Origin of the sequence: Pseudomonas sp. B21-023 (assembly GCF_024749165.1) — a bacterium.
GTDB lineage: Bacteria > Pseudomonadota > Gammaproteobacteria > Pseudomonadales > Pseudomonadaceae > Aquipseudomonas.
Map to the genome: position 1 here is coordinate 867,689 of NZ_CP087190.1, position 19,812 is coordinate 887,500.

17 protein-coding genes and 1 pseudogene are annotated in these 19,812 nt (G+C 65.3%); 7 read left to right on the forward strand and 11 right to left on the reverse strand.

Annotated features, from left to right (window positions below; all coding sequences use genetic code 11):
- Positions 1 to 2: 2 nt before the first annotated feature.
- Positions 3 to 1,355: a 3-oxoacyl-ACP reductase gene (locus LOY42_RS03945; protein WP_258599828.1), complete on the reverse strand. Its 1,353-nt coding sequence runs from the start codon at positions 1,353 to 1,355 to the stop codon at positions 3 to 5.
- A 114-nt stretch (positions 1,356 to 1,469) separates the two neighbouring features.
- Here LOY42_RS03945 and LOY42_RS03950 point away from each other — a divergent pair, with 114 nt between their 5' ends.
- On the forward strand, positions 1,470 to 2,747 hold the full coding sequence (locus LOY42_RS03950; protein ID WP_046854143.1) for an acetyl-CoA C-acetyltransferase: 1,278 nt from the start codon (positions 1,470 to 1,472) through the stop codon (positions 2,745 to 2,747).
- Between the two features lie 59 nt (positions 2,748 to 2,806).
- Positions 2,807 to 3,583, forward strand: coding sequence for a helix-turn-helix transcriptional regulator (locus LOY42_RS03955; protein WP_139668445.1), 777 nt, complete (start codon positions 2,807 to 2,809; stop codon positions 3,581 to 3,583).
- 66 nt (positions 3,584 to 3,649) lie between these two features.
- On the opposite strand, the gene LOY42_RS26545 is transcribed toward LOY42_RS03955, so the two are convergent.
- From LOY42_RS26545 to LOY42_RS03975, 5 genes and pseudogenes are all read right to left on the reverse strand, one after another.
- The gene (locus LOY42_RS26545) at positions 3,650 to 4,417 is read right to left on the reverse strand and encodes a methyl-accepting chemotaxis protein (protein ID WP_372241203.1); all 768 of its coding nucleotides are present in this window, start codon (positions 4,415 to 4,417) and stop codon (positions 3,650 to 3,652) included.
- Between the two features lie 138 nt (positions 4,418 to 4,555).
- Positions 4,556 to 5,596 (reverse strand): annotated as a pseudogene (locus LOY42_RS26550) (cache domain-containing protein); the annotation flags it as partial.
- Between the two features lie 197 nt (positions 5,597 to 5,793).
- A complete protein-coding gene (gene cueR, locus LOY42_RS03965; protein ID WP_023631307.1) occupies positions 5,794 to 6,198 on the reverse strand; it encodes a Cu(I)-responsive transcriptional regulator in 405 nt (134 codons plus the stop codon).
- Positions 6,195 to 8,594 carry a heavy metal translocating P-type ATPase gene (locus LOY42_RS03970; RefSeq protein ID WP_139668449.1) on the reverse strand — a complete coding sequence of 800 codons (2,400 nt, stop codon included), beginning with the start codon at positions 8,592 to 8,594 and terminating at the stop codon, positions 6,195 to 6,197. The genes cueR and LOY42_RS03970 overlap by 4 nt, the downstream gene beginning before the upstream one ends.
- Positions 8,595 to 8,648: 54 nt before the next feature.
- Positions 8,649 to 9,035 carry a hypothetical protein gene (locus LOY42_RS03975; protein WP_139668451.1) on the reverse strand — a complete coding sequence of 129 codons (387 nt, stop codon included), beginning with the start codon at positions 9,033 to 9,035 and terminating at the stop codon, positions 8,649 to 8,651.
- 146 nt (positions 9,036 to 9,181) lie between these two features.
- Between LOY42_RS03975 and LOY42_RS03980 the strand changes: the two genes are divergently transcribed.
- The 3 genes from LOY42_RS03980 (at position 9,182) to LOY42_RS03995 (ending at position 12,070) form a co-directional block, all read left to right on the forward strand.
- The gene (locus LOY42_RS03980) at positions 9,182 to 9,379 is read left to right on the forward strand and encodes a heavy-metal-associated domain-containing protein (RefSeq protein ID WP_023632213.1); all 198 of its coding nucleotides are present in this window, start codon (positions 9,182 to 9,184) and stop codon (positions 9,377 to 9,379) included.
- Between the two features lie 158 nt (positions 9,380 to 9,537).
- Positions 9,538 to 10,719, forward strand: a complete 1,182-nt coding sequence (locus tag LOY42_RS03985) for a multidrug effflux MFS transporter (RefSeq protein WP_139668455.1) — start codon at positions 9,538 to 9,540, stop codon at positions 10,717 to 10,719.
- A 640-nt stretch (positions 10,720 to 11,359) separates the two neighbouring features.
- Entirely contained in the window at positions 11,360 to 12,070 is a 711-nt protein-coding gene (locus LOY42_RS03995; RefSeq protein WP_102684826.1) for a helix-turn-helix transcriptional regulator, read from the forward strand.
- Here LOY42_RS03995 and LOY42_RS04000 read toward each other — a convergent pair.
- The 5 genes from LOY42_RS04000 to LOY42_RS04020 form a co-directional block, all read right to left on the reverse strand.
- Positions 12,067 to 13,017: an adenosine deaminase gene (locus LOY42_RS04000; protein WP_139668457.1), complete on the reverse strand. Its 951-nt coding sequence runs from the start codon at positions 13,015 to 13,017 to the stop codon at positions 12,067 to 12,069. The two genes, LOY42_RS03995 and LOY42_RS04000, sit on opposite strands and share 4 nt — an antisense overlap.
- An 87-nt stretch (positions 13,018 to 13,104) precedes the next feature.
- Positions 13,105 to 13,791, reverse strand: a complete 687-nt coding sequence (locus LOY42_RS04005; protein ID WP_139668458.1) for an SDR family oxidoreductase — start codon at positions 13,789 to 13,791, stop codon at positions 13,105 to 13,107.
- A gap of 447 nt (positions 13,792 to 14,238) precedes the next feature.
- Entirely contained in the window at positions 14,239 to 14,823 is a 585-nt protein-coding gene (locus tag LOY42_RS04010) for a YigZ family protein (protein ID WP_102684829.1), read from the reverse strand.
- Positions 14,824 to 14,832: 9 nt separating this feature from the next.
- The gene (locus LOY42_RS04015; RefSeq protein ID WP_102684830.1) at positions 14,833 to 15,495 is read right to left on the reverse strand and encodes a TetR/AcrR family transcriptional regulator; all 663 of its coding nucleotides are present in this window, start codon (positions 15,493 to 15,495) and stop codon (positions 14,833 to 14,835) included.
- A gap of 85 nt (positions 15,496 to 15,580) precedes the next feature.
- Entirely contained in the window at positions 15,581 to 16,498 is a 918-nt protein-coding gene (locus LOY42_RS04020; RefSeq protein WP_102684831.1) for a LysR family transcriptional regulator, read from the reverse strand.
- A 119-nt stretch (positions 16,499 to 16,617) separates the two neighbouring features.
- On the opposite strand from LOY42_RS04020, the gene LOY42_RS04025 reads away from it, so the two are divergent.
- Together LOY42_RS04025 and LOY42_RS04030 are read left to right on the forward strand one after the other, a co-directional pair.
- Positions 16,618 to 17,964 (forward strand): aspartate aminotransferase family protein, encoded by a 1,347-nt coding sequence (locus LOY42_RS04025; RefSeq protein ID WP_139668461.1) that lies wholly within the window; start codon positions 16,618 to 16,620, stop codon positions 17,962 to 17,964.
- A 71-nt stretch (positions 17,965 to 18,035) separates the two neighbouring features.
- Positions 18,036 to 19,529, forward strand: coding sequence for a CoA-acylating methylmalonate-semialdehyde dehydrogenase (locus LOY42_RS04030; RefSeq protein ID WP_102684832.1), 1,494 nt, complete (start codon positions 18,036 to 18,038; stop codon positions 19,527 to 19,529).
- The last annotated feature ends 283 nt before the right edge of the window (positions 19,530 to 19,812 follow it).

A 19,812-nucleotide genomic window follows, 5' to 3' on the forward strand; every position in this document is an offset into this window, starting at 1 on the left:
GGTCAGGCTCCCATCAAGGCCTGGCCGCAGACCCGCAGGGCCTGGCCGTTGACCGCGCCGGAACCTGGCTGGCTGAGCCAGGCGATGGCCTCGGCGACATCCTGCGGCAAGCCGCCCTGGCCGAGTGAACTCAGGCGCCGGCCGGCCTCGCGCAGGCCCATGGGCATGGCCGCGGTCATGTGCGTTTCGATAAAGCCCGGCGCCACGGCGTTGATACTGGCGCCCTGTTCGGCCAGGCGCGGCGCCCAGGCCTGGGCGAAACCAATCAGCCCAGCCTTGCTGGCCGCATAGTTGGACTGGCCGCGGTTGCCGGCGATGCCGCTGACCGAGGCGAGCAGGGTGATGCGGGCGTCGCGGTGCAGCTTGCCACCCTCGAACAGTGCCTGGGTCAGCACCTGCGGGGCCTTGAGGTTGACGGCCAGCACCGCGTCCCAGTATTCCGGGGTCATGTTGGCAAGGGTCTTGTCGCGGGTGATGCCGGCGTTGTGCACCACGATGTCCAGGCCTTGCGGCAAGGCTTCGAGCAACTGCGCGGCGGCATCGGCGGCGCAGATGTCCAGGGCCAGGGCACGGCCGCCCAGGCGCGCGGCGAGGGCGTCGAGGTCGCGCTGCGCCTGGGGCACGTCGAGCAAGGTCACTTCGGCGCCATCGCGGGCCAGGGTTTCGGCGATGGCAGCGCCGATACCGCGCGCGGCACCGGTGACCAGGGCGTGACGGCCGGCCAGCGGGCGGGTCCAGTCTTCGACCTGGGTGGCGCACGCCGACAGGCGCAGGACCTGGCCGGAAACGAACGCACTCTTGGGCGAGAGGAAGAAGCGCAGCGCGCCTTCGAGCTGGTCTTCGGCGCCGTCACCGACATACAAGAGGTTGGCCGTGGCGCCGTTGCGCAACTCCTTGGCCAGCGAACGGCTGAAACCCTCCAGGGCGCGTTGGGCGACACTGGCTTGTGCATCGTCCAGGCTTTCCGGGGCGCGCCCCAGGATCACCACATGGGCGCTGGGGGCCAGGCTGCGCAGCAAGGGCTGGAAGAATTCGCTCAACTGCTTGAGCGCATCGCTGTCGGACAAGTGACTGGCATCGAACACCACGGCCTTGAGTTTCGGCCCCAGGCCCGCGACCCAGGCGGGGGCGTCAAGCGCTTCGGCGTCGAAGCCGTAGCAATCGGCGGTCAGGCGTGGGGCGATAGCCGCGACCTGGCTGGCCAACGGGCCGCCACCGAGCACCAGCGCGCCTTCGATGGGGCGCAGGCGCCCGGCCTGCCAGCGCTCCAGCGGCACCGGGCGCGGCAGGCCGAGGGCATCGACCAGTTTGCGGCCAAGGGTGGAGTTGGCAAAGCCCAGATAGCGGTCGCTCATGTACGGTTCTCCCTGAAGGCAAGCATGCAAGTGTGGACCAACTTTGTGGCAGGGTCGTTCGAATCCGCGAAAAGAACCTAGGCTTAGAGTCAAATTGTTTCAGGAGGAACAGGCATGCAGTCAATTCGCCGGGTCGCGATCCTGGGGGGCAACCGGATTCCCTTCGCCCGCTCCAATGGCGCCTACGCCAAGGCCAGCAACCAGGCGATGCTCACCGCCGCCCTCGAAGGCCTGGTGGAGCGTTACCGCCTGCATGGGCTGCGCCTGGGCGAGGTCGCGGCGGGGGCGGTGCTCAAGCACTCGCGTGACATGAACCTGACCCGCGAGTGCGTGCTCGGCTCGCGCTTGTCGCCGCAGACGCCGGCCTACGATATCCAGCAGGCCTGCGGCACCGGGCTGGAGGCGGCGTTGCTGGTGGCCAACAAGATCGCCCTGGGGCAGATCGACAGTGGCATCGCCGGCGGCGTCGACACCACCTCGGATGCCCCCATCGCGGTGAGCGAAGGGTTGCGCCAGATCCTGCTGCAGGCCAACCGTGGCAAGAGCCTTGGCGAGCGCCTCAAGCCTTTCCTCAAGTTGCGTCCGGGCCTGCTCAAACCCGAGCTGCCGCGCAACGGCGAGCCGCGCACGGGGCTGTCGATGGGCGAGCATTGCGAGCGCATGGCGCAAACCTGGCAGATCGAGCGTGGTGACCAGGATGCGCTGGCGCTGCTCAGCCACCAGCACCTGGCGGCGTCCTATCGCGAGGGGTGGCACGATGACCTGCTCACGCCTTACCTGGGCCTGACCCGCGACAACAACCTTCGCGCCGACCTCACCCTGGAACAGCTGGCCAAGCTCAAGCCGGTGTTCGAGCGCAGCGGCCTCGGCACGCTCACCCCGGGCAACTCCACGCCGCTGACCGATGGTGCCTCGCTGGTGCTGCTCGGCAGCGAGGCCTGGGCTGAGGAACATGGCCTCAAGGTGCAGGCCTACTTGGTCGACGGCGAGGCGGCGGCGGTGGATTTCGTCCATGGCCAGGAGGGCCTGCTGATGGCGCCGGTGTACGCGGTGCCACGGCTGCTGGCACGCAACGGCCTGACCTTGCAGGACTTCGATTTCTACGAAATCCACGAAGCCTTTGCCGCCCAGGTGCTGTGCACCCTCAAGGCCTGGGAAGATGCCGACTACTGCCGTACACGGTTGGGGCTCGATGCGCCGCTCGGTGCGATTGACCGTACCAGGCTGAACGTGAAGGGCAGTTCGCTGGCTGCAGGGCACCCGTTCGCCGCGACGGGCGGGCGGATTCTGGCGAACATGGCCAAGCTGCTCAGCGAGCGGGGCAAGGGCCGCGGCCTGATCTCCATCTGCGCGGCGGGCGGGCAGGGGGTGACGGCGATCATCGAGCGATAGGTTCGGCGTTGACTGCGATGGCTGATACCCTTGTCCGTCCCGAGACACCAGGCCCCATCATGTCGACTATCGGCCCACGCCCCATCCCCACGCTGGACCACTTGCCCAGGCCGCTCTATGCCCGTGCCGAGAGCCTCGGCGCCGGCTCCTGGACCACCCGCCACCGCCATGACTGGGTGCAGTTCTCCTACGCCATCAGCGGGGTGCTTGGCGTGTACACCAGCGACGGCAGCTACTTCGCCCCGCCGCAATGGGGCGTGTGGATCCCGGCCGGCACCGAGCACGAGGTGGTGACCTCGATGCAGGCCGAGATGCGCAGCCTGTATGTACGCAGCGATGCCTGCCCATGGTCGCCCAGCGAATGCCGGGTGCTGGAGGTCACGCCGCTGGCGCGCGAGCTGATCAAGCAGTTCTGCACCTTCGCGGTGGCCTATCCGCAAGGCGACAGTGCCGAGGCGCGGCTGGTGGCGGTGTTGCTGGACCAGCTGCGTACCCTGCCGCAGGTCGGCTTCTCGCTGCCGTTGCCGCGCCATCCGGGTTTGCTGGCGCTGTGCAACGGGCTGATCGCCGCGCCCGACCAGGTGCAGACCTTGCAGCAATGGGCCGTGCAACTGGGGGTGTCGGAAAAGACCCTGATGCGCTTGTTCCAGCGTGAGACAGGGCTAAGTTTTCGCAACTGGCGCCAGCGCATGCGCCTGTTGACGTCGCTGGCGCTGCTGGAAGCGGGAGAGAGTGTCACCCAGGCGGCGCTGGGTTGCGGTTATGACTCGACCTCGGCCTACATTGCCGCGTTCAAGCAATTGTTCGGGGCAACGCCGGGGGAGCTTCGCTTGTAGACGGTGCAAGGCCTGTCGGTGGGCAACCGCGCATCTACAAGAGCGCGCGTGCCCACCGACGGCGACTCAGGTCCTGAACCTGCGCACCAGCGCATCTAGCTCGTTGGACAGCCCGGCCAGGCTCTCGGAGTCCTGGCGCGCCGCCTGGGCCAGTTCCGCCACCAACTGGGCATCGCCATGGATCTGGCTGATGTGGCGGTTGATGTCCTCGGCCACCTGGTGCTGCTCCTCGGCGGCGGTGGCGATCTGGGTGTTCATGTCGCGGATGATGTCCACCGATTCGCGGATCTGGCCGAAGCTGTCGCGGGCCAGGCCGATGCGGCTGACCGACTGCTGCGACACCTCGATGCTGGCGTGCATCTGTTCGGCCACCTGGGCGGTGCGGCTGGCCAGGTTGCCGAGCAGGCCGTCGATCTCGGCGGTGGAGTCGGCAGTGCGCTTGGCCAGGGCACGGACTTCGTCGGCGACCACGGCAAAGCCGCGGCCCTGCTCACCGGCGCGGGCAGCCTCGATGGCGGCGTTGAGCGCCAGCAGGTTGGTCTGTTCGGCGATCGAGCGGATGGTGCCGAGGATCGACTGGATGGCATTGCTGTCACGCTCCAGTTGCTGGATCGACTGCGCCGACTGCTCGATTTCCTGGCTCAGTCGATCGACGCTCTGTACCGCCGCGTCGATCTGCTGCTGCCCTTCACGGGCCTGCTGCTGGCCGCTGTCGGCCGATTGCGCGGCCTGGCTGCAGGAACGGGCCACTTCATTGGCGGTGGCGACCATCTCATGGAACGCCGTGGACACCATGTCCACTGCTTCGCGCTGACGCCCGGCGGCTTCGGCCATGTCGCCGGAGACGCGGGTGGAGCTGTTGGAGGTGCTGAGGATCTTGCTCGCCGCACCGCCGATGTGCTGGATCAGGCTGCGGATGGCGCCAAGGAACTGGTTGAACCAGCTGGCCAGCTGGGCGGTTTCGTCGCGGCCGCGAATCTCCAGGTTGCGGGTCAGGTCGCCTTCACCCTGAGCGATGTCTTCCAGGCCGCTGGTGACGCTGTTGATCGGGCGCACGATGAGCTTGGCGAACGCCGCGCCCACCACCGCGAACACGGCGGCCAGGATCAACGCGACGCCGCCGATCAGCCATGTCAGGCGCGTGGTGGTCTGCATCACTTCGTCTTGCTGGATCAGGCCGATGAAGGTCCAGCCGAGTTTCTCGTCGGGGTAGACGTTGGCCATGTAGCGCTCGCCGTTCAACTGCACTTCGGCCAGGCCCTTGCCGGCCTTGGCCAGTTCGGTGTAGCCGTCGCCCAGGCTGGCGAGCTGCTTGAAATTGTGGCTGGCGTCGCGCGGATCGACCATCACGTTGCCATTGTTTTCCATGAGGATCAGGTAGCCGCTCTCGCCCAGTTTGATCTGCTTGACGATCTCGGTCAGGCCCTTGAGCGACACATCGATATTGACCACGCCGCCCGGGTTGCCCAGCGTGTTGGCCACGGCGCGCACGGTGCTGACCAGTACGGCGTCGTCGCCGGCCCAGTAGTAGGGCGCGGTGCGCAGGGTCTTGCCGGGGTTGGCCATGGCCGCCTGGTACCAGGGGCGGGTACGCGGGTCGTAGTTGGCCATTTTCGGATCGCCCGGCCAGAACGCGTAGCCGCCATCCTTCAGACCGTAGGACACATAGGCGTAGTCCGGGTGGCTCTGGGCCAGGCGGCTGAACAGGTCGAACAGCGCCTTGTCCTGCTCGCCGGGGGCGATGTTGGCGGCATCGGCGCTGATGTGCTTCTTGACGTTGTCAGCCGTGGCCGCCACCAGGGGTTGCGCGGCCAGGTAGTCGACGTTCTGGGTGATGCCCTGGAAGAAGATGTCCATGGCGTTGCCGACCTGGCGAATCTCCCGACTGCTGTTGTCCAGGAAATCGTCGCGGGCTTCGCCGCGCAGGTTGAGCACCACCAGGGTGGCGACCAGGACGATGGGCAGGCCGGCGATAATGGCGAAGGCCCAGGTGAGTTTCTGCTTGATGTTCATCCACGCTCCCAGAGTTGTTCTTTTCGTTGCACGAGGCTGTAACAGTGCATCGGCAAAGCCTGGGTTTTATGTAGGGAAACTCCCGTATTTATTGGGTGAAAAGGCTATTCAAGGGGATATCGGTCGGGCCTGGCTAATATGGCATACCAATAGTGGTCCGCAGGAGCGGCGCCCTGTCGCTCCCGCAGACGATGCCCTCAGTGGCAGCAGCCGCTGCCATTGGCCAGGTCCTTGAGGATCGGGCAGTCCGGGCGGTCATCGCCCTGGCAGTGGGCCACCAGTTCACCGAGGGTGTCGCGCAGGCTCACCAGCTCCTCGATGCGCTGGTTCAGCGCGTCGATATGCTGCATGGCCAGGGCCTTCACGTCGGCGCTGGCGCGCTGGCGGTCCTGCCACAGGGTTAGCAGCTTGGCGACCTCGTCCAGGGAGAAGCCCAGGTCTCGCGAGCGCTTGATGAACGCGAGGCTGTGCAGGTCTTCCTGCTGGTACAGGCGATAGCCGCTTTCGCTGCGCGTGGCGGGGCGCAACAGGCCGATGGACTCGTAGTAACGGATCATCTTGGCGCTGAGCCCGCTGCGGCGGGCGGCCTGGCCGATGTTCATGGCGCCTCCTGGTCTATGGCGGTGGGTTTCCAGGTTTTCAGCCACAGGGCGTTGCTGACCACACTGACGCTGGACAGGGCCATGGCGGCGCCGGCCAGTACCGGGTTGAGGTAACCGAGGGCGGCCAGGGGGATGCCGACCAGGTTGTAGATGAAGGCCCAGAACAGGTTCTGGCGGATCTTCGCATAGGTCTTGCGGCTGATGTCCAATGCCGCGGGCACCAGGCGCGGATCACCGCGCATCAGGGTGATGCCGGCGGCCTGCATGGCCACGTCGGTGCCGCCGCCCATGGCGATGCCGATATCGGCTGCGGCCAGTGCCGGGGCGTCGTTGATGCCGTCGCCGACCATGGCCACCACGCCTTCCTGTTTGAGCGCGGCGACTGTAGCTGCCTTGTCCGCCGGCAGCACTTCGGCATGCACGTCATCGATGCCCAGGGCGTCGGCCACCACCTTGGCGCTGCCACGGTTGTCGCCTGTCAGCAGGTGGCTGCTGATGCCACGCGCATGCAGCGCGTCGATGGCCGCGCCGGCGCCGGGCTTGAGGCTGTCGCCGAAGGCGAACAGGCCGAGCACGCGTGGCTGCTGGCCACGCTCGATCAACCAGGACAGCGTGCGGCCCTCGGCTTCCCAGGCCTGCGCACTGTTGGCCAGGTCGCCCGGCGGCAGTCCGTTTTCGTCGAGCAGGCGACGGTTGCCCAGGGCCAGTTCACGGCCATCTACCTGGCCGGCGATGCCGCGACCGGTGAGCGACTGGCTGTCAGCGACCTGCGGCACGTGCAGGCCTTGTTCGGCGCAGGCGTCGAGTACCGCCTTGGCCAATGGGTGCTCGCTGCCGCGTTGCAGGGCACCGGCCAGGCGCAGCAACTCGCCGTTGTCGCCGCTGCTGGCCCGGCTGTGGACGATGCGCGGGCTGCCCGAGGTGAGCGTGCCGGTCTTGTCGAACACCACGCTGTTCACCGCATGGGCACGCTCCAGTGCTTCGGCGTCCTTGATCAGGATGCCGTGGCGGGCGGCGACGCCGGTGCCGGCCATGATCGCGGCGGGCGTGGCCAGGCCGAGGGCGCATGGGCAGGCGATCACCAGCACGGCGACGGCATTGATCAGGGCGGTTTCCAGCGGTGCGCCGGCCAGCCACCAGCCGACCAGGGTGATCAGGGCCAGCACCAGTACTGCTGGCACGAATACCTGGCTGACCCGGTCGACCAGCTTCTGGATAGGCGCCTTGGCCGCCTGGGCGTCCTCGACCAGGCGGATGATGCGGGCGAGCACGGTCTCGGCGCCCAAGGCCTGGGTTTTTACCAGCAGCCGGCCTTCGCCGTTGATGGCTCCACCGGTTACCGAGTCGCCAGGCGCCTTGGGCACGGGCAGGCTTTCGCCGCTGATCAGCGCTTCATCGGCATGGCTGCTGCCTTCGAGCACTTCACCATCGACCGGGAAGCGCTCGCCGGGTTTGACCAGCACCCGGTCGCCCAGGCGCAACTGACTGATCGCCACCTCTTCCTCGCGCCCCTCGATGACCCGCACCGCCCGTTCCGGGCGCAGCGCCTCCAGCGCCCGGATGGCACTGGCGGTCTGGCGCTTGGCACGGCTTTCCAGGTACTTGCCCAGCAGCACCAAGGCGATGACCACCGCCGAGGCTTCGAAATACAGGTGCGGTTCCATGCCGCTGTGGGCGTTGGCCCATTGGTACAGGCTCAGGCCGTAGCCGGCGCTGGTGCCCAGGGCGACCAGCAGGTCCATGTTGCCGGCACCGGCGCGCACGGCTTTCCAGGCGGCGATATAAAAACGTGCGCCGAGAATGAACTGCACCGGCGTGGCCAGCAGGAACTGCGCCCAGGCCGGCAGCATCCAGTGCACCCCAAAGGGTTGCGCCAGCATCGGCAATACCAATGGCAGGGCCAGCAGCAGGGCGGCGCCGACCGCCAGGCGTTCGTTGCGCAGGCGACGTTGGGCCTGGGCCTGGTCATCGTCGGCGGTGCGCGGCAGGCTGGCGCTATAGCCGGCCTTTTCCACTGCGGCGATCAAAACACCGTCATCGACGGCTTGCAGGACTTCGAGGTGAGCGCGTTCGCTGGCCAGGTTGACGCTGACCTGCTCGACCCCTGGCAGCTTGCCCAGAGCACGTTCGACACGGCCGGCGCAGCTGGCGCAGGTCATGCCGCCGATCTGCAGCTCGAGGGTACGGGTGGGGACGCTGTAACCGGCGTCGCGCACCGCGCCGACCAATGCCGGCAGGCTGTCGGCCGGCGCCTGGACCCGGGCCTGCTCGGTGGCCAGGTTGACGCTGACATGTTCGGTGCCGGTGACCTTGCGCAGGGCGCGTTCGACCCGACCTGCGCAACTGGCGCAGGTCATGCCGCTGATCGGCAGGTCGAAGGTGGTGGATGCGGGCATGGCTCTCTCCTCCGTGGATAGGCCTTCAGCATCAACCTTGCCATGCGGGCAAGGTCAATAGCCCAGGTTGGCTTGCCTCAATTCCAGGCCTTTTTGCCCTGTGGCGATGCGGTACTTCTTGATCTGGCCCGCCTGCAACGTAAGGCGCGTGCTGCGCTGGTCCTCGATACCCGGCGCGCAGCCGGGCATCTGTCCGGGGAGCAGGCGCAAGCGTACGTCGACAGGGCCCGGTGGCAGGTTGAACGAGGTCGATTGCTCCTGGAACAGCCGGCCTGCCAACTGATCGTTGAGGTAGATACCGATCTCGCAACTGCTGGCCACTTCCAGGCGTTCCCGGGAAATCATCAGCACGCTGTAGTCCGAGTTGCCTTCGGCGCTGGCCGATGGCACCACGGCCAGCGCGCCCAGCAGTCCGACTAGGCTCATTGCTGCCCTGATCATGAAGAATCTCCTGCTTGCCAAAATCGTCAAAGGCGCAGCTTGGCCGAGCCGCGCTCGGATTTCCAGCCCGGCCGTTTGACGCGGAACTTGACCTTGCCCCGATGGCAAGGCTGAAAGTAGACAAAACCCACAAGGAGGCAACCCCTATGCAAGTGTTCAATGTACAAGGCATGACCTGTGGCCATTGCGTGAAAGGCGTGACCCGTGCGGTGCAGGAGCAGGACGCCGCGGCGCGGGTGGAAGTGGACCTGGCGGCGAAGCAGGTGCGTGTGGACAGCGCCCTGGCGGCGGATCAGATCCTGGCGGCGATTCGTGAAGAGGGGTATCAGGCCGAGGTGGCCTGAACGGCTGGATTGTCCAGATAGAGCATTTCTGTAGAAGCGGGCTGCCGGGGCAAGTCCGCTTCTACAGAAATACAGGCCAATTATTACAAAGGTTTTCAACGCCCAATGATCCAGTGCAGGTAGACTAACCGACTTGCTTAGCCTGCTATGGATTCTCCATGAACCTGCGAACCTTGCTGATTCTCGGCGCCCTCAGTGCGTTCGGGCCTTTGGCGATCGACTTCTATTTGCCGGCCTTCCCGGCCATGGCGCATGCCTTCGCCACCGACGAAAAGCATGTGCAGACGACCCTGGCCGCCTATTTCCTCGGCCTGTCCCTGGGCCAGCTCGCCTACGGGCCAGTGGCCGACCGTTTCGGCCGGCGTATTCCGCTGCTGTTTGGGGTTGGCTTGTTCACCATCGCCTCCCTGGCCTGTGCCTATGCACCCAACCTCGACAGTTTGATCGTGGCGCGCTTCGTCCAGGCCCTGGGTGGCTGCGCCGGCATGGTGCTGTCGCGGGCGATCGTCAGCGACAAGTGCGACGCGGTGGCCTCGGCCAAGGTGTTTTCGCAATTGATGTTGGTGATGGGCCTGGCACCGATTCTCGCGCCGATGCTCGGTGGCGTGCTGGTCAATGTGTCTGGTTGGCAGTCGATTTTCCTCGCCCTGAGCCTGTTCAGCGCGGCCTGCCTGGTGGCCGTCGGCCTGGGACTGCCGGAGAGCCTGCCGGCACATGTGCCGCGCCAGCCCTTGTCGGGGGCGCTGCGCCAGTACCTGCGGCTGTTCGGTGACCGGGTGTTTGTCGGCCATGCGTTGACCGGCGGCATCGCCATCGCCGGGATGTTCGCCTACATTGCCGGTTCACCGTTCGTGTTCATCAAGTTGTACGGGGTGCCCGCCGAGCACTATGGCTGGTTGTTCGGCACCAACGCCGCAGGCTTCATCCTGATGGCCCAGGTCAATGCGCGTCTGCTGGCCAAGCGTGGCCCGGCGTTCCTGCTGGCGCGGGCAGTTTGGCTGTACCTGGTGGCGGCGCTGGCGCTGCTGGTGGTCGCGGCGCTGCGCCCAGCGCAGTTGTGGCCGTTGCTGGTGCCGTTGTTCGTATGCATCGCCAGCCTTGGTTGCATCATCCCCAACGCCTCGGCCTGCGCCATGAGCGGGCAGGGCACGCGGGCAGGCAGCGCCTCGGCGCTGATGGGCTGCCTGCAGTTCAGCGTCGCCGCGGGTGCGGCAGCGCTGGTCGGGGTGCTGCACGATGGCAGCGCGGTGCCCATGGCGCTGGTGATCAGCCTGTGTGGCGCGCTGGTGGTCAGTGTCGCAATGTTGACCCGGCGGCTGCAGGCCAGCCGGCCTGCGTGAGCGGGTGGGGCGCGTTCAGGCGCGCCTCGAGCAGGGCGACGAATGACCGCGCCTCGGCCTCGTTGCGGAAACTCACCACATGCTGATCGAGCTGGACTTGCCAGGGGCAAGCGGGATTTCGGTTCGACGCACTGACGACAATCTTCATCGCGATCCACCTCCAGTGAGCGGGAGCGGAACTAGTGTAGCGCCGCCCCCGCCGCTCGCCATGGCCAGGATCAGTCCCCTGACTGACGGTCATGGTGGCCTGAAGTAGGGAGACCTTCTGTTTTGCAGGGCAGAAGTTTTCACCGTGCCTATCGGACTTTTCTAGCTTCTTGATAATCGCTATCAGCCACGTTCCTGGCGCAGCTACAGTAGAACGGGGGCATCAGCCGTGTCTGCGGCGTGGCGCACTGACAGACGCATCTTTCAGAACGGTGCTCGGGGGACCAACGCCGACCCATTCCGGGCATACCCCCCTCAAGGCGAGCCCCCTCCAGCGGCTTATACTGCCTCAGGCGCCCAATGCCAGCGTGAGATCCTTCCTGGCCTGGCGCTGACCATCCGGCACACGAACAATCCCGTGCTTGCCCGCACAGGCGGCAGGGCGTCAGCGGTTGTCGCCGCCAGACGAGATACATCAGGGAGCTTCAGTTTCATGACCGCAGTCCGCAGCATCAGTCAGGTTGCCAGCCTGATGGCCGAACCCAAGCGCAGCGCCATGTTGTGGGCGTTGATCGATGGCACCCCGCGTGCGGCGGACGAGCTTGCCGTGATCACCGGCCTGAGCACTTCGTCGGCCTGCGCGCACCTGTCGCTGCTGTCCAGTGCCGGCTTGCTCAGGCAGGAGGCGCGTGGGCGCAAACGCTTTTTCCGCCTGGCAACGCCGGAGGTCGGCACCGCGGTGGAGGCCCTTGCCAGCGTCCAGTTGGCCAGCCGCTCAGCCGTGGGGCAGGGCACCTCGCTGCAAATCCCCCTGTCAATGCGCAAGGCGCGCCTGTGCGGCGACCATCTGGGCGGCGAGGTGGCTGCCGCGTTGCTGCATCGGCTGCATGTAGCGGGTTGGTTGGAGGGCAGCGAACAGCAACTGGCCGTGAGCCAGGAGGGCAAGGGGCAACTGGAGGCGCTGGGGGTGTTCATCGACGCACTGGCCGCCGCCGACCGGCGTGGCTGCGTGATCTGCCACTGCAGCAAGTGGAACGACCAGGGCCCGCACCTGGGCGGTTGCCTGGGCAAGGCGTTGCTCAGGTTGTTCACCCAGTCGGGCTGGGTGCGTGAGCAGGAGGGCAGCCGGGCGGTACACCTTACACCGCTCGGCCAGCAGCAGATCAACGCGATCGCCTGCCTGCCCTCGCGCCAGGCCGGTTAGCGCACCAGGCGTGCGTCCAGGCTGTTCTGCGCCAGGCGGCGCGCCTGGTCCTGTGTCATGCCCAGGTGCTGGTGCAGGGCATGGAAGTTTTCGGTGACGTAGCCGCCGAAGTAGGCCGGGTCATCGGAGTTGACCGTGACCTTCACGCCACGCTCGAGCATGTCGAGGATATTGTGCTGGCTCATGTGGTCGAACACGCACAGCTTGGTGTTGGACAGCGGGCAGACAGTCAGCGGGATCTGCTCGTCGATGATGCGCTGCATCAGGCGTTCGTCCTCGATGGCGCGCACGCCGTGGTCGATACGCTGGATCTTGAGCAGGTCGAGTGCCTCCCAGATGTATTCGGGCGGGCCTTCCTCGCCGGCATGGGCCACGGTCAGGAAGCCTTCGCTGCGGGCGCGGTCGAAGACGCGCTGGAACTTGCTGGGCGGATGGCCTTTTTCCGAGCTGTCCAGGCCTACGGCGACGAACGCCTCACGGAAGGGCAGGGCCTGGTCGAGGGTCTGTTGCGCCTCGTCCTCGCTCAGGTGACGCAGGAAGCTGAGGATCAAACCACTGGAGATGCCCAGCTGTTCACGGCCATCCTTGAGTGCGCCGGTGATGCCATTGAGCACCACCTCGAACGGGATGCCCCGGTCGGTGTGGGTCTGGGGGTCGAAGAACGGCTCGGTGTGGATAACGTTCTGCGCCTTGCAGCGTTGCAGGTAAGCCCAGGTCAGGTCGTAGAAATCCTGCTCGGTACGCAGGACGCCAGCGCCCTGGTAGTAGAGGTCGAGGAATTCCTGCAGGTTGTTGAAGGCATAGGCGCCGCGCAGGGTTTCGACATCGGCCCAGGGCAGCGCAACCTTGTTGCGCTCGGCCAGGGCGAACAGCAGTTCGGGCTCCAGCGAGCCCTCCAGGTGCATGTGCAGTTCCGCCTTGGGCAAGGCGTTCAGCCAGTCATACATGTGTGCAATCTCGATCAGGTACGGTTGGCCGCCATTCTACAGGGCCTGGCCAGGCAATGCGCCCACCCAGGCCCGCAAGGCCCTGGATCACCAGGTGAGCGGCTCGCCCTTGTAGTTGATGAAGCGCAGGCCGCCGTTGCCGCTCTGCGCCTTGATCTGCTCGAGCATGCCACGGGTGCTGGTGAGCACGTCGATCTCGGCATTCTCGCCGCCCATGTCGGTTTTCACCCAGCCCGGGTGCATGGCCAGCACGGCAAGGTCGGGGCGCTGCAGCTCGACCACGAAGCTGTTGATCATCGAATTGAGGGCGGCCTTGCTGGCCTTGTACAGGCAGATCTCACCGCCGTCGGGGATGGTCACGCTACCCAGGATCGAGCTCATGAACGCCAGCACGCCGCTGTCTTTGCGGATGAGTTCGGCCAGGCGCCGGGCCACGCGGATCGGCGCCACGGCGTTGGTCATGAACAGCTCGCCAATCTGCTGTACCTGCACGCTTTCCAGGTCCTGCGGCAGCGGGCCCATCACGCCGGCGTTGACGAACACCAGGTCGAACACTTCACCCTGCAGGCGCTGCTTGAGCCCGTCGAGCTGGGCGGTGTCGTTCATCTCCAGGCGCTCGATACGCGCACCGGGCACGTCGCCGAGCGCACCTGGGTTCTGCGGGTCGCGCACGGTGGCGACGACGTTCCAGCCGTCTTCACGCAGGCGTTGCACCAGCCCCAGGCCAAGGCCTCGGGAGGCGCCGATGATCAGGGCGTTCTTGTTTGCGGTCATTGCGATACTCCATATCAAAGGCGGGGCGAGCGCTGTTGTGCATAGTTTCGCTCGCCGCGCGACAACGGGGTGATTGCCCTCCACCGGGAAAGGCCTGGGTGACGAGCATAAACCAGGTGCCTGGCGCTCGCCTTGTGGAGACTGATCAAAAAACGATCGATTGCCTGGAAAGCCTGTGGGGGCTGGGCCTGGCGCTGTAGTTCACGGGTTATCCACAAGCCGCTCCACAGTAATTGTGTGCAAGCGCAGCGGGCCTGAAAATGGTGGTTTGGGGGCGGGTTTACATTGAAAGCTGGGGATAACTCATAGTCTTTCAGTCACTTGTGCCAGTGTCACACAAATGTGATCAAAATATGCTCAATGCTTCGCAGGCCTTGTCGCATAAGGCCTGTATAAGCTTGCCCCAAGCTTATCCACAGGCAGGCCCACAGCAGTTGTGGGCAATGTTCACTCTCTTTCCAGCAGAATGCGACCGCGGCTCAGGTCGGCGAGTTGCTGCTGCAGTGACGCGAGGTGGATCTCACCCAGGGCGATGCGCAGGTCGACGCCGTTAGCGGTGAACTGCTCATCCAGCACCACGCCGTCCACCTCAGCCAGGCGCAGCTTGAGCAGCGCCAGTTCGCTGAAGGTGCAACTGCAACTGAACGCGCTGCGCTGCACCAGCACACGCTTGGGTGCCTGCTGCAGGCATTTGTTGGCGCCGCCGCCGTAGGCCCGGGCCAGTCCACCGGTGCCCAGCTGGATGCCGCCGTACCAGCGGATCACCAACACCACCACCTGGTCGCAGTCCTGGGCTTCGATGGCGGCGAGGATCGGTCGCCCGGCCGTGCCGCCCGGTTCGCCGTCATCGCTGCTGCGGTACTGGGCGCCGAGCTTCCAGGCCCAGCAGTTGTGGGTGGCCGCCAGGTCGCTGTGGCGTTCGATGAAGGCCATGGCCTCGGCGGGGCTGTCGATCGGGCCGGCGAGGGTGATGAAGCGGCTCTTGCGGATTTCTTCGCGCCATTCGCAGAGCTCGAGCAGGGTAGAAGGCATAAGTCCGGGTCAGGCAGGCGTGCTGATGCCGCAGCCTTTGAGAATGATGTGGATAAGATTGTTGCTGGCGTCTTCCATGTCCTGTTTGGTCAGGCGGCTGCGGCCGGTGACCTGGCAGATCTGGGTGGCGAAGTCGGCGTAGTGCTGGGTGCTGCCCCAGAGCAGGAAGATCAGGTGCACCGGATCTACCTGGTCCATCTTGCCGGCGTCCATCCAGGCCTGGAACACCGCGGCGCGGCCACGGAACCATTCGCGGTAGTCGGCGCTGAAGTACTCGCTCAGGCACTCGCCGCCGCTGATCACTTCCATGGCGAAGATCCGCGAGGCCTGCGGGTTGCGCCGGGAGAACTCCATCTTGGTGCGGATGTACTGGCTGAGCGCCTCGGCCGGGTCGTCCTCCACGCTCAGGGCGTTGAAGGTGCTGTCCCACAGTTCGATGATGTTGCTCAGCACCGCGATATACAGGCCCAGCTTGTTGGTGAAGTAATAATGCAGGTTGGCCTTGGGCAGCCCGGCCTTGAGCGCGATGGTGTTCATGCTCGTGCCCTTGTAGCCGTGGCGGGCGAACTCGTCCTCGGCGGCCTGGATGATGGCCTGTTCGTTTTTCTGGCGGATGCGGCCGGCGGGCTTGCCCGAGGTGGGGGAGCGATGCGCAGGGACTTCTAGGGTCATGGACGATTCCGGGCGGGTCGTTACGGATGTCCGACAGATTACCTGCCTGTGGCGAAGTGACAAGCATTAGCGTCAGGGACAGGCATCAGCGTGTCGCAGCCAGGCTCTCGAGGAAGCTTTCCAGCACCAGGTTCGGCCGCCGGCCCTTGCGCGTCACCCAGCTCAGGCCCAGGTCATAGAAACGCTGGGCAGGTTTCAGCGCGCGCAGGCGCCCCTGCTGCACCCAGAAGCTGGCGTAGTGGTCGGGCAGGTAGCCGATGTAGCGGCCCGTCAGGATCAGGAAGGCCATGCCTTCGCGGTCCGAGGCGCTGGCGGTGCAGTGCAGGGCCTGGTAGTGCGCCTGGATGTCGGCGGGCAGGCGGAAGGTCGGAGCGATCGCGTCCTGGGCGTTGAGGCGATCATCATCGATCTGCAGGTCGTCGGCGTAGAACAGCGGGTGGCCGACCGCGCAGTAGAGCAGCGAGCGTTCACTGTACAGCGGTTGGTATTCAAGTCCCGACAGCGGGCTGGTCTGCGGTACCACGCCCACATGCAGGCTGCCGTCGAGCACGCCCTGCTCGACCTGGCTGGGGGCGATCATACGGATCTGGATGCGCACATCGGGGCCGCGGTCCTTGAGTTCGGCCAGGGCGTGGGTGATGCGCATGTGCGGCAGGGTGACCAGGTTGTCGGTGAGGCCGATGTTCAGCTCACCGCGCAGGTGCTGGTGCAGGCCATTGACCTCGGTGCGGAACGACTCCAGGGCGCTGAGCAGTTGCAGCGCCGAGTGGTAGACCTCGCGCCCCTCCTCGGTCAGCGAAAAACCCGCCCGGCCGCGTTGGCACAGGCGCAGGCCCAGGCGTTGCTCGAGGTCGTTCATCTGCTGGCTGATGGCCGAGCGGCCGATGCCCAGGACGTTTTCCGCCGCTGAAAAGCCGCCGCACTCGACCACGCTGCGGTAGATCTTCAATAGGCGAATGTCAAAATCGCTGACCTGGGCGAGGGGATCGGGGCGTCGGCTCATTAGTTTAGTTATCCGCTGACTGAAGGTTAGAAAAGCTGGGTTTTTCGAACTTTATCGCCGTGACAACTTAGCTGCAACAACACCCATCGTTGCCTAATCGTCTTTCGAGGAACCGCCCGATGAACATGCCCGAATCCGCTCAAGCCGGTCTGGCCAGCCAGCTCAAGCTGGACGCTCACTGGATGCCCTACACCGCCAACCGCAACTTCCAGCGCGACCCGCGGCTAATCGTGGCGGCCGAAGGCAACTACCTGGTCGACGACAAGGGCCGCAAGGTGTTCGACGCCCTTTCGGGCCTGTGGACCTGCGGCGCCGGGCATACCCGCAAGGAGATCAGCGAGGCGGTGGCTCGCCAGGTCGCCACCCTCGACTACTCGCCGGCGTTCCAGTTCGGCCATCCGCTGTCGTTCCAGCTGGCCGAGAAGATCGCCAACCTGGTGCCGGGCGACCTGAACCACGTGTTCTTCACCAACTCCGGCTCCGAGTGCGCCGACACCGCGCTGAAAATGGTGCGTGCCTACTGGCGCCTGAAAGGCCAGGCCACCAAGACCAAGATCATCGGCCGTGCCCGTGGCTATCACGGGGTCAACATCGCCGGCACCAGCCTGGGTGGCGTCAACGGCAACCGCAAGCTGTTCGGTCAGTTGCTGGACGTCGACCACCTGCCTCACACCGTGCTGCCGGCCAACGTGTTCAGCAAGGGCATGCCGGAAGAGGGCGGTATCGCCCTGGCCGACGAGATGCTCAAGCTGATCGAGCTGCATGACGCCTCGAACATCGCCGCGGTGATCGTCGAGCCGCTGGCTGGTTCCGCCGGTGTGCTGCCGCCGCCGAAGGGCTACCTCAAGCGCCTGCGCGAGATCTGCAGCCAGCACAACATCCTGCTGATCTTCGATGAAGTGATCACCGGCTTCGGCCGCATGGGCGCCATGACCGGTGCTGAAGCCTTCGGCGTGACCCCGGACCTGATGTGCATCGCCAAGCAGGTCACCAACGGCGCCATCCCGATGGGCGCGGTGATCGCCACCGGCGAGATCTACCAGACCTTCATGAACCAGCCGACCCCTGAGTACGCGGTGGAATTCCCCCACGGCTACACCTATTCGGCGCACCCGGTCGCCTGCGCCGCCGGCCTCGCCGCGCTGGACCTGCTGCAGAAGGAAAACCTGGTGCAGTCCGCCGCCGAGCTGGCGCCGCACTTCGAGAAGCTGCTGCACGGCGTCAAGGGCACCAAGAACGTCGTCGACATCCGCAACTACGGCCTGGCCGGCGCGATCCAGATCGCCGCGCGCGATGGCGATGCCATCGTTCGTCCGTACGAGGCGGCCATGAAGCTATGGCAAGCCGGCTTCTATGTACGCTTCGGTGGCGACACCCTGCAATTTGGGCCGACCTTCAACACCCAGCCACAAGAGCTGGACCGTCTGTTCGACGCCGTGGGCGAAGCCCTGAACAAGGTCGACTGATTTTTCCGATTTTGACGTCGGGCGTGTGAGTACCACGCGCCTGTCTCTACCTTCTTTATCTGGAGTTATGCATGAGCATTGTTCAGCACCTGATCCACGGCGAGCTGGTCAGCAAGGGCGAGCGCACCGCCGATGTCTTCAACCCGTCGACCGGCCAGGCCGTGCGCAAGGTCGAGCTGGCCAGCCGCGCCACCATCCAGCAGGCCATCGATTCGGCCAAGGCCGCCTTTCCGGCCTGGCGCAATACCCCGCCAGCCAAGCGCGCCCAGGTGATGTTCCGCTTCAAGCAACTGCTTGAGCAGAACGAAGCGAAAATCTCGCAGATGATCAGCGAGGAACACGGCAAGACCGTGGAGGACGCTGCGGGCGAACTCAAGCGTGGCATCGAGAACGTCGAGTTCGCCTGCGCCGCCCCGGAGCTGCTCAAGGGTGAGTACAGCCGCAACGTCGGCCCGAACATCGACGCCTGGTCCGATTTCCAGCCGCTGGGCATCGTCGCCGGTATCACCCCGTTCAACTTCCCGGCCATGGTGCCGCTGTGGATGTACCCGCTGGCCATCGCCTGCGGCAACGCATTCATTCTCAAACCGTCCGAGCGTGATCCCAGCTCGACCCTCTATATCGCCCAGTTGCTGCTGGAGGCCGGCCTGCCGAAGGGCATCCTCAACGTGGTGCATGGCGACAAGGAAGCGGTCGACGCGCTGATCGAGGCGCCAGAGGTCAAGGCCCTGAGCTTCGTCGGCTCGACCCCGATCGCCGAATACATCTATGCCGAAGGCACCAAGCGCGGCAAGCGCGTGCAGGCATTGGGCGGCGCGAAGAACCACGCGGTGTTGATGCCTGATGCCGACCTGGACAACGCGGTCAGCGCGCTGATGGGCGCCGCCTATGGTTCTTGCGGCGAGCGCTGCATGGCCATTTCGGTGGCGGTGTGTGTCGGCGACCAGGTGGCCGATGCGCTGATTGCCAAGCTGGAGCCGCAGATCAAGGCGCTGAAGATCGGTGCCGGTACGTCCTGCGGCCTGGACATGGGCCCGCTGGTGACTGCCGCTGCCCGTGACAAGGTGGTGGGTTACATTGACGACGGCGTTGCCGCTGGCGCCAAGCTGGTGGTCGATGGGCGCGGTTTCCGTGTGCCCGGTAATGAAGATGGCTATTTCGTTGGTGGCACCTTGTTCGACAAGGTCACCCCCGAAATGCGCATCTATAAGGAAGAGATTTTCGGGCCGGTGCTATGCGTGGTGCGGGTGAACAGCCTGGAGCAGGCCATGCAGTTGATCAACGAGCATGAGTACGGCAACGGTACCTGCATCTTCACCCGTGACGGTGAGGCGGCGCGGCTGTTCTGCGACGAGATCGAAGTGGGCATGGTTGGCGTCAACGTGCCGCTGCCGGTGCCGGTGGCGTATCACAGTTTCGGTGGCTGGAAGCGTTCGCTGTTTGGTGACCTGCATGCGTACGGGCCGGACGGTGTGCGTTTCTATACCCGTCGCAAGGCGATCACCCAGCGTTGGCCGCAGCGGGCCAGTCATGAGGCGTCGCAGTTTGCCTTCCCTAGCTTGTAAGGCGCAGGGATGAAAGCGGGGCGGCCGAGAGGCCGCCCCGCTTTGTTTTGAGGTTTTGCTTGATATAACTGAAATAAAGGTTGACGGAGTTTCAGATCCCCTTATAATGCGCCCCACTTCCGACGTAGTCGAAACGCAAAACCTCTTGTTAATCAATAAGTTGAGTGTTTCAGGTAGTATCGGAAGTGCTTCGGTCATCTGATCGGCAGCGGTGAAAAAGGCAGTTGACAGCAGGTTGTAACGCTGTATGATTCGCCTCCCGCTACGAGAGATCGCAGTGAGT

Excerpts from the sequence above, each read along its gene's own strand:
- LOY42_RS03985 (WP_139668455.1), top strand. The coding sequence starts at position 9,538 with ATGAACCTGCGAACCTTGCTGATTCTCGGCGCCCTCAGTGCGTTCGGG.
- LOY42_RS03995 (WP_102684826.1), top strand. The coding sequence starts at position 11,360 with ATGACCGCAGTCCGCAGCATCAGTCAGGTTGCCAGCCTGATGGCCGAA.
- LOY42_RS03955 (WP_139668445.1), top strand. The coding sequence starts at position 2,807 with ATGTCGACTATCGGCCCACGCCCCATCCCCACGCTGGACCACTTGCCC.
- LOY42_RS04000 (WP_139668457.1), bottom strand. The coding sequence starts at position 13,017 with ATGTATGACTGGCTGAACGCCTTGCCCAAGGCGGAACTGCACATGCAC.
- LOY42_RS04020 (WP_102684831.1), bottom strand. The coding sequence starts at position 16,498 with ATGAGCCGACGCCCCGATCCCCTCGCCCAGGTCAGCGATTTTGACATT.
- LOY42_RS03945 (WP_258599828.1), bottom strand. The coding sequence starts at position 1,355 with ATGAGCGACCGCTATCTGGGCTTTGCCAACTCCACCCTTGGCCGCAAA.
- LOY42_RS04005 (WP_139668458.1), bottom strand. The coding sequence starts at position 13,791 with ATGACCGCAAACAAGAACGCCCTGATCATCGGCGCCTCCCGAGGCCTT.
- LOY42_RS03975 (WP_139668451.1), bottom strand. The coding sequence starts at position 9,035 with ATGATCAGGGCAGCAATGAGCCTAGTCGGACTGCTGGGCGCGCTGGCC.
- cueR (WP_023631307.1), bottom strand. The coding sequence starts at position 6,198 with ATGAACATCGGCCAGGCCGCCCGCCGCAGCGGGCTCAGCGCCAAGATG.
- LOY42_RS04015 (WP_102684830.1), bottom strand. The coding sequence starts at position 15,495 with ATGACCCTAGAAGTCCCTGCGCATCGCTCCCCCACCTCGGGCAAGCCC.
- LOY42_RS04010 (WP_102684829.1), bottom strand. The coding sequence starts at position 14,823 with ATGCCTTCTACCCTGCTCGAGCTCTGCGAATGGCGCGAAGAAATCCGC.
- LOY42_RS03980 (WP_023632213.1), top strand. The coding sequence starts at position 9,182 with ATGCAAGTGTTCAATGTACAAGGCATGACCTGTGGCCATTGCGTGAAA.
- LOY42_RS04025 (WP_139668461.1), top strand. The coding sequence starts at position 16,618 with ATGAACATGCCCGAATCCGCTCAAGCCGGTCTGGCCAGCCAGCTCAAG.
- LOY42_RS03970 (WP_139668449.1), bottom strand. The coding sequence starts at position 8,594 with ATGCCCGCATCCACCACCTTCGACCTGCCGATCAGCGGCATGACCTGC.
- LOY42_RS04030 (WP_102684832.1), top strand. The coding sequence starts at position 18,036 with ATGAGCATTGTTCAGCACCTGATCCACGGCGAGCTGGTCAGCAAGGGC.
- LOY42_RS26545 (WP_372241203.1), bottom strand. The coding sequence starts at position 4,417 with ATGGCCGAAGCCGCCGGGCGTCAGCGCGAAGCAGTGGACATGGTGTCC.
- LOY42_RS03950 (WP_046854143.1), top strand. The coding sequence starts at position 1,470 with ATGCAGTCAATTCGCCGGGTCGCGATCCTGGGGGGCAACCGGATTCCC.